The organism is Kibdelosporangium persicum (genome assembly GCF_013280595.1).
Taxonomy (GTDB): Bacteria; Actinomycetota; Actinomycetes; order Mycobacteriales; family Pseudonocardiaceae; genus Kibdelosporangium; species Kibdelosporangium persicum.
The window spans coordinates 20,544-34,347 of sequence record NZ_JAAATY010000015.1 but is presented as its reverse complement, the minus strand read 5'-3'; the positions used below and the strand labels follow the sequence as shown (position 1 = coordinate 34,347).

At 69.2% G+C, this 13,804-nt stretch carries 13 protein-coding genes; 7 read left to right on the top strand and 6 right to left on the bottom strand.

The genetic code is table 11. The features are described from left to right. Nucleotides 1-41: 41 nt before the first annotated feature. The 3 genes from GC106_RS25195 to GC106_RS25185 all read left to right on the top strand — a co-directional run bounded on the left by GC106_RS25195 (nucleotide 42) and on the right by GC106_RS25185 (nucleotide 2,906). Nucleotides 42-1,361 carry a peptide ABC transporter substrate-binding protein gene (locus GC106_RS25195; protein WP_173135542.1) on the top strand — a complete coding sequence of 440 codons (1,320 nt, stop codon included), beginning with the start codon at nucleotides 42-44 and terminating at the stop codon, nucleotides 1,359-1,361. 76 nt (nucleotides 1,362-1,437) lie between these two features. After that, entirely contained in the window at nucleotides 1,438-2,157 is a 720-nt protein-coding gene (locus GC106_RS25190; RefSeq protein ID WP_173135539.1) for a TetR/AcrR family transcriptional regulator, read from the top strand. Next, nucleotides 2,154-2,906, top strand: coding sequence for a thioesterase II family protein (locus GC106_RS25185; protein ID WP_173135537.1), 753 nt, complete (start codon nucleotides 2,154-2,156; stop codon nucleotides 2,904-2,906). Before GC106_RS25190 ends, GC106_RS25185 begins: the two co-directional genes overlap by 4 nt. On the opposite strand, the gene GC106_RS25180 is transcribed toward GC106_RS25185, so the two are convergent. Continuing rightward, nucleotides 2,888-3,517: a nucleotidyl cyclase domain-containing protein gene (locus GC106_RS25180; RefSeq protein WP_173135534.1), complete on the bottom strand. Its 630-nt coding sequence runs from the start codon at nucleotides 3,515-3,517 to the stop codon at nucleotides 2,888-2,890. The two genes, GC106_RS25185 and GC106_RS25180, sit on opposite strands and share 19 nt — an antisense overlap. Before the next feature lie 296 nt (nucleotides 3,518-3,813). Here GC106_RS25180 and GC106_RS25175 point away from each other — a divergent pair, with 296 nt between their 5' ends. Then, nucleotides 3,814-4,899 carry a helix-turn-helix domain-containing protein gene (locus GC106_RS25175; protein WP_173135531.1) on the top strand — a complete coding sequence of 362 codons (1,086 nt, stop codon included), beginning with the start codon at nucleotides 3,814-3,816 and terminating at the stop codon, nucleotides 4,897-4,899. Further along, complete coding sequence (locus GC106_RS25170) at nucleotides 4,899-6,041, top strand: hypothetical protein (RefSeq protein WP_173135528.1); 1,143 nt, start codon at nucleotides 4,899-4,901, stop codon at nucleotides 6,039-6,041. Before GC106_RS25175 ends, GC106_RS25170 begins: the two co-directional genes overlap by 1 nt. On the opposite strand, the gene GC106_RS25165 is transcribed toward GC106_RS25170, so the two are convergent. Beyond that, on the bottom strand, nucleotides 6,010-6,525 hold the full coding sequence (locus tag GC106_RS25165) for a GNAT family N-acetyltransferase (RefSeq protein ID WP_173135526.1): 516 nt from the start codon (nucleotides 6,523-6,525) through the stop codon (nucleotides 6,010-6,012). The two genes, GC106_RS25170 and GC106_RS25165, sit on opposite strands and share 32 nt — an antisense overlap. Before the next feature lie 56 nt (nucleotides 6,526-6,581). Between GC106_RS25165 and GC106_RS25160 the strand changes: the two genes are divergently transcribed. Continuing rightward, the gene (locus tag GC106_RS25160) at nucleotides 6,582-7,649 is read left to right on the top strand and encodes a GDSL-type esterase/lipase family protein (RefSeq protein ID WP_173135523.1); all 1,068 of its coding nucleotides are present in this window, start codon (nucleotides 6,582-6,584) and stop codon (nucleotides 7,647-7,649) included. On the opposite strand, the gene GC106_RS25155 is transcribed toward GC106_RS25160, so the two are convergent. The 4 genes from GC106_RS25155 to GC106_RS25140 form a co-directional block, all read right to left on the bottom strand. Then, nucleotides 7,644-8,960 carry a nucleobase:cation symporter-2 family protein gene (locus GC106_RS25155; protein WP_312872830.1) on the bottom strand — a complete coding sequence of 439 codons (1,317 nt, stop codon included), beginning with the start codon at nucleotides 8,958-8,960 and terminating at the stop codon, nucleotides 7,644-7,646. The two genes, GC106_RS25160 and GC106_RS25155, sit on opposite strands and share 6 nt — an antisense overlap. Nucleotides 8,961-9,037: 77 nt before the next feature. Then, nucleotides 9,038-9,496 carry an Lrp/AsnC family transcriptional regulator gene (locus tag GC106_RS25150; RefSeq protein WP_173135521.1) on the bottom strand — a complete coding sequence of 153 codons (459 nt, stop codon included), beginning with the start codon at nucleotides 9,494-9,496 and terminating at the stop codon, nucleotides 9,038-9,040. Continuing rightward, the gene (locus tag GC106_RS25145; protein WP_173135519.1) at nucleotides 9,493-10,629 is read right to left on the bottom strand and encodes a M24 family metallopeptidase; all 1,137 of its coding nucleotides are present in this window, start codon (nucleotides 10,627-10,629) and stop codon (nucleotides 9,493-9,495) included. The genes GC106_RS25150 and GC106_RS25145 overlap by 4 nt, the downstream gene beginning before the upstream one ends. A 9-nt stretch (nucleotides 10,630-10,638) precedes the next feature. Further along, nucleotides 10,639-11,877, bottom strand: a complete 1,239-nt coding sequence (locus GC106_RS25140) for an MFS transporter (RefSeq protein ID WP_173135517.1) — start codon at nucleotides 11,875-11,877, stop codon at nucleotides 10,639-10,641. Between the two features lie 124 nt (nucleotides 11,878-12,001). On the opposite strand from GC106_RS25140, the gene araD reads away from it, so the two are divergent. Beyond that, complete coding sequence (gene araD / locus GC106_RS25135; RefSeq protein WP_173135515.1) at nucleotides 12,002-13,714, top strand: L-arabinonate dehydratase; 1,713 nt, start codon at nucleotides 12,002-12,004, stop codon at nucleotides 13,712-13,714. Nucleotides 13,715-13,804 lie beyond the last annotated feature (90 nt).

Sequence of the window (13,804 nt, the reverse complement as noted above, 5' to 3'; positions counted from 1 at the left end):
CGTTCGTCGCTGGTAAGACCCTCATCTGCTAGGAACTGGGCATGCGCGTCACGCCGATCTTGCTCACGGTCGCCGTCATGATCACCGGCTGTAGCACCACCCCGGAACCCGCTCCCGCGCAACCCGGTGTGCTGAGCGTGGGCATCGGTGCTGTCGCGTCACCGTGGCAGGACCGAATGATCAGCAACGCGCTGTACACGCCGTTGATCGACCACGACCCGGCGACCGGCAAGATCACCCCGCGCGCCGCGGAGTCGGTGACCGGCACTCCCGACCAGATCACGTGGACGATCAAGCTGCGCCCGGGGACGTACCACGACGGCGCCCCGGTGACCGCCGGCTCCTATGTGGACGCCTGGCGGAAGGTGGCCGGGCAGCCGATCCCCTTCGACCGGATCGATGCCGTCGACGACCTGACCATCCGGCTGACCACGAAGTCGCCCGCGAGCTACGTGCCCGCTTTCCTGGCGTCGGTGTGGGCGCTGCCCGTCCGTGCGGGCAAGGAGCTGGCCGGCAACGGCCCGTTCCGGCTGGAGGGCCCGTGGGACAACGAGAAGGGCGGCAGGCTGGTCCGGGTCAACCCGGTCGGGAGCAAGGCGCGGCAGATCGACCTCCGGGTGCACGAGGATCTCGCCGCCGCGTTCGACGAGGTCAAGGCGGGCAGGCTGGATCTGGTGGTGGACTTCCCGGGCAGCAGGCACCAGTCGATGCACCAGGACTTCGCCAACCGGCACGCGGTCTGGCCGAAGCCACGGGCCAGCTACCTGCTCTTCGGCCCGGACCTGCCCGATCCCGCCGCCCGGTACGCGATCGCCCTGTCCATCGACCGCAAGACCGTCGCGACGGGACCGCTGGACAACCAGTTCGACCCGGCGACCAGGCTCTACCCGCCGGCCGTCGCACCCGGCGAGCGTGCGGACGTGTGCCGTGCCTGCAATTTCGACGCGGGGGGCGCGAAGGCCCTGGGTGACCAGGCCGGACTCAAGGCGGTGCGGTTCGCAGACGGGGGCAAGGGCGAACTGGACGCGGTGAACAACCAGGTCCGCACCCACCTCGGCGTCACGACCGGTGACGGCCCGGCGGTCGAGATCCGCGACCAGCGATTCACCTTCGACAGTCCGCACCAGCTGTTCGAAGGCCTGGACCTCCCGGCGGTCAAGCCGTTCCTCGACGCCGCCGCGGCATCCGGTGACCCGGTCGTGCGGGCGGAGAACTACCGGCTGGTCGAGAACGAGATCCTGCGCGAACTGCCGGTTCTTCCACTGTGGACGGAGCACGGGCACGCGGTCTGGGCCGAACGGGTCCGGGACGTCACCGCCACCGCGGCCCACGGCGTCGACCTCACTTCGATCACAGTGTGAGACAGAAGGCCTGGCCCCACCCCTGAGTCTGTTCGATCCGCCCGGCCAGGCGCGTGCGAAACGCTACTGTCGGGCCATGGGGATTCCGCGGCAGCGGGCGCGCTCGCGCAACGGCACACGGCCGCCCGCGGTCACCGCTGAGCGGATCGTGGCGCAGGCCGTCGCGCTGACCGCGCAGGACGGACTGGACAACTGGACGTTGCGGCAGCTCGCCGCCGGGATCGAGGCCTCGCCCGCGGTGGTCTACCACCACGTCGGCGACCGGGAGGCGGTCGTCAGCCTGGTCCTCGACCACGTCGTGCGCCAGTTCACGGTGCCGCCGGAGACGCTGCCGTGGCGCGAATGGTTCAGCCTGCTGCTGGACGACTACCGCGATGTGCTGCGCCGCTATCCCGGTGTCGCCTACCGGCTGGCCATGCACGGTCCCCCGGCGTCGTGTGGCGGGCCGATCATCGACATGGGTGTGCGGCTGTTACAGGAAGCGGGGTTCGGCGCGGACAGCGTGCTTGCGTACAACGTCGTCATGACGACGGCCTGCCAGTACATCTCGCTGGAGGACTACCCGAGCCGGATCGCCGCCGTGCGTAGCGCGCACGCCGAGGAGTACCTGGCCTTCCGGGGCCGCACGGACCTGCCGGGCCTGGCCGCGGTCGGCACCTTCGTGGCGGACCTGGCCGCGGATCCCCACGGGGTCGCCGACTTCTTCACCGACCTGTTCCAGTACGCCGTGCAACGCTGTCTCGACGGGCTCGAACAACGCCTCGTGCACCTCAGAGAGTGGGAAAGGAAGCCATGACCGACGACCGGTGGATCCGACGGTTCAGTCCAGCGCCGGAGGCGACGGCCCGGTTGGTGTGCCTGCCGCACGCGGGTGGCGCGGCCAGCTACTACCTGCCGGTGGCCAAGGCGCTGGCACCCAAGGTGGAGGTGCTGGCCATCCAGTACCCGGGCAGGCAGGACCGGCGTTCCGAACCTTGTCTGGAGACGTGCCAGAAGATGGCCGACGGAGTGTTCGCCGCCCTCAAGCCGTGGACCGACAAGCCGCTCACGGTGTTCGGCCACAGCATGGGTGCCTCGGTGGCGTTCGAGCTGGTCCGCAGGCTCGAAGACGCGGGCGTCCGGCCGACGGCCCTGTTCGCATCAGGCCGGCGCGCGCCCAGCCGCAACCGGGACGAACGCGTCCACACCCTCGATGACAACGGCCTGATCGCCGAGGTGAAGCGGCTCGGCGGAGCGGGTTCGCACCTGCTCGACGACGAGGACATCCGCAGCATGGTGCTGCCGGCGATCCGCGGTGACTACCGCGCCGCGGAGACGTACCGCTGGACCCCCGGACCCAAGCTGACCACCCCGATCTTCGCGTTCACCGGCACCGCGGACCCGAAGGTGGACGAGGACGAGGCCCGCGCGTGGGCCGAGCACACGACCGGGCGGTTCGTGTTCCGCAGCTTCCCCGGCGACCACTTCTACATCGACACCAACGCCGACGCGGTGATCGGCGCGATCGCCGAGCACATCGAGGCGGATCAGGCCGTCAGGTCCTGACCGTGGTAGCCGGTGGCGCCGGGGATCTGCACCCACCCGCGCTGCCGCCGCCTGCCGATCTGCACCTGAACGATCTGCTCGTAGCTGGTGTCGTCGATCCCGTCGTAGCCGTGCAGCACGACCGACCGGTAGATGTGCTGTGACACGACCACGATCAGCCGTGCCCTGGTCTGGCGGAGTTTGCGCTTCAGTTGCGGCGCGTCCAGCAGACGCGCGGTGACGTCGAGGTCCTCGCCGTACCAACCGCGGTTGTCGTAGTGCACTTCGCCTGCGTGCACGGCGGCTCGCAGCCGGAACCTGTGGTCGGGCCGTTCGGGCTCGTGCCGCGCCAGCAGCTCGGCCAGCGTCGGGATCACCATGGTCAGCAGGACGGTCTTCGGCGCGTCGTCGACCGGGTGGATCAGGATGAACGCCCCGTCCCCGCGGTCGATCATGTCACGGTGCTGTTCCTTGATCCCGCTTTGCAGCAGTGCTTCCTCGAGCAGGTCGTACATCGCGTTGCGGAGCAACGCACGGGCCTTGTTGGTCCGTGTGGTGGATCCCTCGATGTCCACCGCGACTATCGCCCGGTGACGAGGTAGCACAGGGGTAGGTGGCGATGCTGTCGTCATGACGACCCCCTCCGGTTCGTTGTGCCACGCCGGTCGGCGTGTCTGCTGGTGTCCTCCGTCCCTGCCTGCGAAGGTGCGCGAACCGAGACCGACTCGCGTCTTACTGAATTTCAGAAACTTCAGTAAAGTTGCCTCGATTTTGCTAAGCTTCAGCGTAAGCCCTGCATCTGGTAACCACAATATCCGTCGCCACCCGCCTTCCCCTTGCCACAGACAGGGGTTCCCAGACCTCATGACCGCAGCGGTACACTCACTGCTTTAGTACTTAACTGAAGTTCACTGAAAGGTTAAGTGCCGTGTTCCCCGATGACCCGCGCCGTGCACTGGCCCGCCGCCTGCGATCGCTGCGCGAGGAACACTGGCCAGGCCTGGGAATCACGCAGTCACAGCTGGCGGAGGCGTTCGGCGCCGGGCGCAAACCGTTGAGCATCTCGCTGATCTCCTCGTGGGAGAACCTGACGAAGCCCACTGTTCCTCCGCCCCGGCGTCTTGAGGCGTATGCGACCTTCTTCGCGACAATGCGGTCGGTGGAGACCATCCCGTACCGCCTGCTGTCGCCGAGCCAGCTCACCGACGCGGAACGAGCGGACCGAGAAACGCTGCGGCACGAACTGCTGCGCCTGCGCGAGCAGGCGGTGGCCGAGCCCGCCGTCCCCGACACCGAGCCGGAGCCGCCGGTCTCCGGTTTCTGGCACTTCGGCGACAAGAAGATCGTCACCATCGTCTGCGCGCAGCTGCCGGACTCGCTGCTGCGCGGCTTCAGCTACGCCGACCGGACCAGCCCGGACTACGTGGCGCTCTATACATACGCCGATCTTGACGCGTTGATCGAACTGTACGGTCACATCCGTGCGGCCAACCCGGCCACGCAGGTGCATTTCAAGACCGCTCCGGAACTGGCGGAGGACGACTACACCTCCCATCTGGTGCTGCTCGGCGGCGTCGACTGGAACTTCGTCACCCGCGACCTGCTCAACCGGGTGGAGCTCCCGGTCCAGCAGGTGGCGAGAGCCGACGAGAGCGACATCGGAGGCTTCGAGGTGCGGCGCGGCGACCAGAGCGAGCTGATCGCTCCCCGGCTGGACGAGAACGGCCAGCTGCTCGAGGACGTCGGGCACTTCTACCGCGGCCCCAACCCGTTCAACGCCAAGCGCACCGTCACCATCTGCAACGGCATGTTCGGGCGGGGCACCTACGGCGTCGTCCGCGCGCTGACCGACAGCCGGTTCCGTGACCGCAACGAGGCGTTCCTCGCCCAGCACTTCAAGAACGCGCCGGCCTTCAGCATCATCACGCGGGTCTCGGTGGTGAGCGGCAGGGTGCTCACTCCTGACTGGACCGACCCGGACCACCGGCTGCACGAATGGGTGGAGGACGTCTGATGCCCGCCGCCGGTGACGCGGAGGCAGGCGGCGAGACCGCCAACCACATCCCTTCGCACCGCAAGCTGGTCACCGCGGACGCGGTCGGCAAGCCCGCGACGATCAACGCGATCATCGTGCCGACCGCCCGCACCTTGGGTTACCTCCGGACAGCGGTGGACCTGGCCGGAGCGCAGGGGTGCGTGCTCGTCGCGCTGTGCAGCAAACGCGCGTCGGCCGAGGCCGCCTTCCGGCTCGCGAAGAGCAAAGGCACCGAGGTGCTGGCGGTCGACGTCCCCGACCTGAACGCCCGCCTGCTGCCCGGTTTCCGGACCTCGGCGCTGCTACGGGGCACCAGGTTCCACCGGCCCACCGACACCAGCATGAAACGCAACCTCGGGCTGCTGCTGGCCAGGGTGGCCGGCTGGGAACGCATCCTGTTCCTGGACGACGACATCAGCGTACCCAAGGTCGGGGACCTCAACGACGCGGCCGGGCTGCTGGACGACTACGCCGGAGTGGGCCTGTCGATCGACGGATTCTGGGACAACTCGGTGGTGTGCCACGCTTTCCGCGACTCCGGCGGCGCGCAGGACACGTTCATCGGCGGCGGCGCGCTCGCCGTCGGCCCGAAGGCGTACGGCTCCTTCTTCCCCAACATCTACAACGAGGACTGGTTCTTCCTCCTGGACGACAAGGGCTTGCGGCCGTCGGCGATGACCGGCCGGGTCATCCAGGCGCCGTACGACCCGTACCGGGACGGCGACCGTGCCCGGTCCGAGGAGTTCGGGGACACCCTGGCGGAAGGCTTGTTCGGTCTGCTGGGCCACGGCAGGGACCTGACCGCCGCCACCGCGGGCTACTGGCGTGACTTCCTGGCCAAGCGCAGGTCGTTCATCGACGAGGTCCTCGAGATGGCCGCGTGCGCCCCGCTGCCCCCGGCGGAACGCAGCCGGATGATCGAGGCGCTGAAGGCGGCCAGGGGCCGCAACCGTCTCATCGAACCGCGGTTCTGCGTCGACTACCTGGACGCGTGGCGCGCCGACCGGAGGACCTGGCAGCGGCACGTGGTCTCGGTCGCCGGCCGGTACCGGCGAGGCGGCCTGCAGAAGCTGCTGGCCGACATCGGTCTCATGCACTGCTATCAGACGGCAGCGGTTTGACCATCATGTGGCACGTCTCCGAGCAGCGTTTGCGGCTGCCGTCCGGCAATCTCACCTCGTACATGCACTCGACCGGCGGATACGGCCACTCCACGAAGCCGAGGCGCTCGTACAGGCGGTACGCGTCCGGGTTGTCGATCCGCACGGCGAGGGCGACCTGGGAGTAGCCGCGTCCGGTCAGGAGTTTCTCCGCCGCACTGACCAGTTTGGTGCCGATACGCCGGTTACGGTGCTCGGAGCGCACTTCGACACGGTTGAGCAGCGGGACCCCGGGGAGGTGTTCGCGGACCTCGGGCTCCTCCGCCCGTTCCAGCCACAGGTACACGTGCCCGATCGGCTTGTCGTACGCCCAGGCCGTCAGCAGGACACCGCCGCCGCGTTCCTGCCTGGCGAACCGGTCGGTGAAGAAGTCCTCGTCGCCGAACGTGCTGATCAGCGCGGCTAAGTCGGCCTCGGCCGCCGGCCTGATCCCAACGTCGCTCATGGGCTCCCCTCCCGGGCGGGCGAACGCTCGTCAACGTCGCACTAGACTTACCAGGGATGCGAAAGTGGCGCTGGCACCTCATGGCTCTCGCGGGACTGCTCGCAGTCGCGCTGGTCGCGGTCTTCGTCCTCGGCGGGGACCAGCAACAACCACCCGAGCCGGGGTTGCGGCCGCCGGAGAACGCGCCGCGTGTGCTGGTCGCGATGGGTGACAGCACGATCTCGGGCGAAGGTGCCGGGGACTACGAGCCAGGCACGAACGGCGAGAACGGCGACTGGTGCCACCGGTCGCGCAACGCCTCGATCCACAAGACCGGTATGACCGACATCGCGATGACGATCAGCCTGGCGTGTTCGGGTGCGTCCAGCGCGCAGGTCGGGCTCGGCGAGGCCAAGCAGTACACCGAGCCGTCCCAGGCAGGCAGGCTGGCCGTGGTCGCACGGCAGCAGCGCGTGGTCGCCGTCGTCGTCGCGGCCGGCGCGAACGACGACCCGTCCTTCGCCAACTCGCTCAACAGCTGCGTCGAGGCGTGGTTCGACAGCGGCAAACCGGCGTGCAGCCAGGGCGTCGGCAAGGACTGGCAGCGCCGGATCGACGCGATGACGCCCAAGGTCACCAAGGTCCTCAGCGACATCAGGAAGGTGATGTCCGGCGCGGGATACCAGGACAGCGACTACCAGCTCGTGCTCCAGTCGTACGCTTCCCCGGTCTCCCCCAACCTGCTGGACAGCCTGCAGGACCTGTCCGGCTGTCCCTTTAGGACAGAGGATCTGGAGTGGGTCAGGGACACCGCGGTGCCCACGCTCACCGCCGGTCTGCGCAGGGCCGCGCGGGACGGCGGCGCCCGGTTCCTGGACCTGTCCCGCGCGGGCACCGGGCGTGAGGCGTGTTCGTCGACCGACCCGAACAAGGAATGGTTCCGGCGCCTGGCAGTGCAGTGGACGGACCTGCGCGCGCAGGACCGGGCGAACCACGCGCTGCAGGAGTCCTTCCACCCCAACGCCGCCGGTCACGAGCAGTTCGGCCGGTGCCTCGGCGAGTTCCTCACCATCGCCTCCCAGTCGGCCAGTTGCCTGGCCGGCCCGGACGGCAACCTGCACGCGGCACCGACCGTCGGCTCATGACGCCTCGCGCCTGCCGCGGAAGTGGTTGAACAGCAGGTTCAGCACGACGGCGGACAGCGCGCCCGCGGTGATGCCCGATTCCATGATGGTGCGGAACCAGTTCGGGAAGTGCTCGTAGATGTTCGGCACCGCGGTCGGGATGAGGCCGAGGCCCAGCGACACGGCGACCACCATCAGGTTGCCGTTGTTGTCGAAGGCGACCTTGGCCAGCATGGTGATGCCGATGGCGGCGACCGTCCCGAACATCACGATGCCCGCGCCACCCAGCACCGGCGCGGGAACGCGGGCGACGATCTCGCCGAGGATCGGGAACAGGCCGAGGAGCACCAGGATGCCGCCGCCGACCGCGACGACGAACCTGCTGTACACCTTGGTCAGCCCGACCAGACCGGCGTTCTGCCCGAAAGCGGTGTACGGGAACGTGTTGAACACGCCACCGAGCACAGTGGACAGCCCGTCCGCCCGCAGGCCGTCGGCCAGCCGCCTGCCGTCGACCGGGCGTCCGGTCATCTCGCCCACCGCGAGGATGTCGCCGGTCGTCTCGGTCATCGTGACCAGCATGACCACGACCATCGCGATGATCGCGGCGGCGTCGAACGTCGGCAGTCCGAAGTGGAACGGGGTGCTGATGCCGAAGACCGGCGCGTCCGAGACGTCGGAGAAGTCCGTGAAGCCGAACGGAATCGCGATCAGCGTGCCGAGCACGATGCCGGCGAGCACCGAGATCCGGCTCAGCACCGGTGGCGCGAACCGTTGCACCACAAGCACGAGCAGCAACACGCCGAGCGCCAGCGCGAGGTTCTTCGGGGCACCGAAACCCGGTGAGCCGACGCCACCGGCGGCCCAGTTCACCGCGACCGGGATCAGCGCCAGCCCGATGACCGTGATCACCGTGCCGGTCACCAGTGGCGGGAAGAACCGCAGCAGCTTCCCCCACAGCGGCGCCAGCAGGATCACGACCGCACCGGACACGATCACCGCGCCGTAGATCGCGGTGATCCCGTCGCTCGTGCCGATCAGCACCATCGGTGTGACAGCGGCGAACGTGCACCCCTGCATCAGCGGCAGCCGCACGCCGAACCGCCAGAACCCCAGGCACTGGATCAGCGTGGCCACACCGGAGATCAGCAGGTCCGCGTTGATCAGGTAACCGATGTCCGCCTTGGACATGCCCAGCGCGCTGCCGACGATCAGCGGCACGGCGACCGCGCCCGCGTACATCGCCAGCACGTGCTGCAGGCCCAGCGCGGCGGTCTGACCGATCGGCGGCACCTGGTCCACCGGGTGGCCGGAACGTTTGATTCGGAACACCGGCGCATCTTCGCAGGTCCCCCACCCCTCGTGAGTGTTTATCCGTGTTCTAACACTGATAAACACTCACGAGGGGTTTAGAGGGCCGGTGGGCGGTTTTCGTAGGGTGTCGAGAGGACCACGGTGGTGCGAGTGGACACTTTCGCGGCCTCCCGCACCTGCCGCAGCAGGTCCTCCAGTTCGGCTGGCGTGCCGACCCGGACGAGCAGGATGTACGACTCGTCCCCGGCGACCGAATAGCACGATTCGATCGCCGGGATGTGCGCGAGCCGTTGCGGGTAGTCGTCCGGCGCGGCCGGGTCGATCGGGGTCAGCGAGACGAACGCGGTCAGCGGCAGCCCGATCGATTCGGCGTCCAGCCGGGCGGTGTACCCGCGGATCACACCGCGCTGCTCCAGCCGTCGCACCCGCTGGTGGACCGCGGACACGCTCAGGCCGACGCGTTCGGCCAGGTCGGTGAAGCTGCACCGGCCGTCCGCGGACAGCTCACGCACGATCGCCTGGTCGAGCGGCTCCAGGTGCTGGGGTGTGCTCACTCGCCGAGCACCACCAGTTCGTGCGGCCGGTTGTTCAGCGACTCGACGCCGTCGGCCGTCACGACCACGATGTCCTCGATCCGCGCGCCCCACCGGCCAGGCTGGTAGATGCCTGGCTCGACGCTGAACGCCATGCCCGGCTCCAGCGGCAGGTCGTTGCCCTCGACGATGTACGGCTCCTCGTGCACGTCCAGGCCGATGCCGTGGCCGGTGCGGTGGATGAAGTACTCGCCGAGGCCCGCGTCGTCGATCACCTTGCGGGCCGCCCGGTCGATGTCCTGAGCGGTGACGCCCGGCCGGACGGCGTCCACAGCGGCCTGCTGGGCCTCCTGGAGCACGGCGTACGTCCTGGCCACGTCCTCGTCGCGCGGCGTGCCGATGGCGTACGTCCTGGTGGAGTCGGAGTTGTAGCCCTCGGCGACCGGGCCGCCGATGTCGATCACGACCACGTCGCCCTGTTCGATGACGCGGTCGGAGGAGCCGTGGTGCGGGCTGGCGCCGTTCGGGCCGGAGCCGACGATCACGAACTCGGCGACCGCGTGGCCCTCCTCGACGATCGCGGCGGAGATGTCCGCGGCGACCTCGTTCTCGGTCCGGCCCGCCCGCAGGAACTCGCCCATCCGCGCGTGCACGCGGTCGATCGCGGCGCCCGCCTGACGCAGGGAGTCGATCTCGCCGGCGTCCTTGCGCATCCGCAGCTCACGGATGACCGGTCCGGCCAGCTGCTGCTCGACGCCGGACAACGCGTCCCGCAGGCCGAGCACGTGCAGCGCCGGGGTGAAGTCGCTGACCGCGACCCGGGCCGGCGACGTGAGCAGCCCCGCCGCGAGTGCGGCCGGGTTCTCGCCGTCCACCCAGGTCACGGCCTGCACGCCGAGTTCGTCGACCAGCACGTTCTCGTAGCCGGGCAGTTCGAGCTTGGGCACGACCAGGGTCGGTTTCCCGGACACCGGCAACACCAGGCACGTCAGCCGCTCGAACGACCCGCCGACCGCGCCGATCAGGTAGCGCAGGTCCGATCCGGGCGTCACGAACAGGGCGTCGAAACCCGCGTCGGCGGCCGCGGCGGCGGCGCGCTCCAGCCGGCTGCGGAGGATCTCGGGTGCGGGCACAGGTGCGGCGGTTGACGACATGGCGAGAGCCTAAACCGCCACGGGTTGTGGCGCCGGGGCCGGGATCGGGCGCTCGTCCATCTGCCGCCACACCCGGAACGCCACCGGGCACAAGGTCGTCACCGCGTAGACGGCGGCGAACGCCAGCAACGTCGCCTCCAGGCCGATCCCGTCGAGCAGGACACCGGCGACCAGCGCGCCGACGGGCATCATCGCCAGCACGCCCGCCTCCCCCGCACCGAGCACCCGGGCGCGCAGGTGCGCCGGAATCCGGTCGAGCTCGACGGTGACCAGCACCGGGTTGAGGCTGCCCGCGGCCAGCCCGCAGATGAAGAAGCCGAACAGCAGCAACGGCACGGACGGTTCCATCCACAGCAGCAGGAACCGTGGCGCGCCCGCGAGCAGCGCGCACACCGCGAACGTGGGCCACCGGCTCCAGCGTGAGCCCAGCCAGCCGTAGATCACGCTGCCCGCCGCCGCGCCGAGCCCGAAAACGCCCATCAGCTCACCGAGCAGCACGCTGCTGCCCCGGACGGTCGCGGCGAATGCCGGTTGCAGGACGGCGTTCAGCCCGGCGTCCAACGCGTTCATCATGGTGACTGTGCCGATGATGGCCAGGATCAGCCGGTCGCGCCGGACGTACCGCAGACCGGTGGCCAGCCAGCCGAAGTACCCGCCGGATTCGGTCAGCACTGCTTCGTCCACACGGACACAGACGCCGATCAGCAAGGCGGCGACCAGGAACGTCGCCGCGTCGAGCAGCAGTACGCCCGGCGCGCCGATCACCATGATCATCGTGCCGGCGAGCGGGGCGCCCAGGGTGCGGCCCAGGCGGATCATGGCGTCGGCCGCGCCCGACCCGCGTTCCAGTGTCGTGCGGGCCAACGCGATCGCGCCCGGCAAGAGCACTCGTTTGGCGGTGTCGCCCGGCGCTCGGGTCAGCCCCGCCAGTCCGGCCAGGACGGTCAGCAGTGGGAGCGAAAGTCCGACAGTGGCGTCCGCCAGCGGAATCGTGCCGACCGCGATCACCGCGGCGATGTCGGCGAGCACGCTGATGCCGCGTGCGCCGACCCGGTCGATCACCGGTCCGGACAGAATGGACGACGCGAGCAGGCCCACCGTCTCGGCCGCCGTCACCACACCGGTCTGGACGCCGCTTCCCGTGGTCTGAAAGACGAACCACGGGATCGCGAGCAACGTCATGACCGATCCCGCGTGCGATATCCCGAACGCGCCGAGCAAGGCGACCAGCGGCAGGCGCCGTCCCATTTCCCTCCTTCACGACCAACGATCCACTGCACCACGGCGCTGTGACTTCGGCAACGATCGTTCGTCATGCAACTATGTGTTACAGAAATCTTGAAAAGGTTTACTGTTCTCTCGTGGAGGTGCGATGACCCGCAAGTCCCCTGACCAGCTGCGCAGCCACCGTTGGTACGGCGGCGAAGGGCTGCGGTCGTTCAGCCATCGGACCCGTACGCGGCAGCTGGGCATCGGTGCGGACGAGCACACCGGCAAGCCGGTGATCGGGATCGTGAACACGTGGAGCGAGATCAACCCGTGCCACCTGCACCTGCGCGAGCGGGCCGAAGCGGTGAAACGCGGGGTGTGGCAGGCGGGCGGTTACCCGGTCGAGCTGCCGGCCAGCGCGTTGTGCGGGGAGACGTTCCAGAAGCCGACCGCGATGCTCTACCGCAACCTGCTGGCCATGGAGGTCGAGGAGGTCCTGCGGTCCTACCCGGTGGACGGTGCGGTGCTGATGGGCGGCTGCGACAAGACCACGCCAGCACTGTTGATGGGCGCGACCTCGGCAGGCATCCCGTCGATCTTCGTCCCGGCCGGGCCGATGTTGCGCGGCCATTGGCGCGGCAGGACTCTCGGCAGCGGCAGCGACATGTGGCGCGCCTGGGACGACAAGCGCGCGGGCCTGGTGGACGACCGGCAGCTGACCGAACTGGAGGAGGGCCTCGCCCGGTCCCCCGGCCACTGCATGACGATGGGCACGGCGTCCACGATGACGTCGGTCGCCGAGGTGCTCGGGATGACGTTGCCCGGTGCGGCGTCGATCCCGGCCGTCGACTCGGCGCACTCGCGGATGGCCGCCGCCAGCGGTGCGCGGATCGTCGGCATGGTGTGGGAGGACCTCACTCCGGCCAAGATCCTGACCGCCGAGGCCTTCGCCGACGCGGTCGTCACGATCCTGGGCCTCGGTGGCTCGACGAACGCCGTCATCCACCTGATCGCGATGGCCCGGCGGGCGGGCGTGCCACTGTCGCTTTCGGACTTCGACCGGCCCGTGCCGGTGCTCGCGGACATCCAGCCGAGCGGCCGGTTCCTGATGGAGGACTTCTACTACGCGGGCGGCCTGCGGGCGTTGCTCGCCCGGCTCAAGCCGTGGCTGCATCTGCCGCGCCCGGTCGCGACCGGCGCGACACTGGAGGATTCCCTTGCGGGAGCGGAGGTATACGACCCGGAGGTGATCCGTCCGGTGGACAACCCGCTCGCCGCGGAAGGCGGATTGGCCGTGTTGCACGGCAACCTGGCGCCGTCCGGCGCGGTGATCAAGCCGATCGCCGCGGATCCCTCGTTGCTGCGGCACACGGGTCCGGCGGTGGTGTTCGACTCCTACGCGCAGATGCAGCGCGAGATCGACTCGGTGCCGGTGACCGCGTCGTCAGTGCTGGTGTTGCGTGGCGCCGGGCCGCTCGGCGGGCCGGGCATGCCGGAGCACGGCATGTTGCCGATTCCGAAAAGCCTGCTGCGGCAAGGGGTCCGTGACATGGTCCGGATCTCCGACGCGCGGATGAGCGGTACCAGCTTCGGCACGTGCGTCCTGCACGTCGCGCCGGAGTCGCACGTCGGCGGGCCGCTGGCCCTGGTCCGCGACGGCGACATGATCACGCTCGACGTGCCCGGCCGCTCGCTTCGCCTGGAAGTCTCCGACGAGGAACTCGAGCGGCGCCGGGCCGGGTGGACACCGCCGGAAACACCGTTCCCCCGCGGTTACGCCGCCCTGCACGCCAGGCACATCACCCAGGCCGACGAGGGCTGCGACTTCGACTTCCTCGCCGCGCCAGGGGAAATTCCGGAACCCGACGCGACCTGAACCGGTGGGAAGGCACCATCGAGTTCTGAGTACTTCTACGCTGGGCAAGGGTTCACCGCCCCAATAACGTTCCGTCCGCACACAGGGTGC

Bases quoted from the DNA above. Each gene is read 5' to 3' on its own strand.
- GC106_RS25195 (WP_173135542.1), top strand. From the start codon at position 42: ATGCGCGTCACGCCGATCTTGCTCACGGTCGCCGTCATGATCACCGGC.
- GC106_RS25190 (WP_173135539.1), top strand. From the start codon at position 1,438: ATGGGGATTCCGCGGCAGCGGGCGCGCTCGCGCAACGGCACACGGCCG.
- GC106_RS25185 (WP_173135537.1), top strand. From the start codon at position 2,154: ATGACCGACGACCGGTGGATCCGACGGTTCAGTCCAGCGCCGGAGGCG.
- GC106_RS25180 (WP_173135534.1), bottom strand. From the start codon at position 3,517: ATGACGACAGCATCGCCACCTACCCCTGTGCTACCTCGTCACCGGGCG.
- GC106_RS25170 (WP_173135528.1), top strand. From the start codon at position 4,899: ATGCCCGCCGCCGGTGACGCGGAGGCAGGCGGCGAGACCGCCAACCAC.
- GC106_RS25165 (WP_173135526.1), bottom strand. From the start codon at position 6,525: ATGAGCGACGTTGGGATCAGGCCGGCGGCCGAGGCCGACTTAGCCGCG.
- GC106_RS25160 (WP_173135523.1), top strand. From the start codon at position 6,582: ATGCGAAAGTGGCGCTGGCACCTCATGGCTCTCGCGGGACTGCTCGCA.
- GC106_RS25145 (WP_173135519.1), bottom strand. From the start codon at position 10,629: ATGTCGTCAACCGCCGCACCTGTGCCCGCACCCGAGATCCTCCGCAGC.
- GC106_RS25140 (WP_173135517.1), bottom strand. From the start codon at position 11,877: ATGGGACGGCGCCTGCCGCTGGTCGCCTTGCTCGGCGCGTTCGGGATA.
- araD (WP_173135515.1), top strand. From the start codon at position 12,002: ATGACCCGCAAGTCCCCTGACCAGCTGCGCAGCCACCGTTGGTACGGC.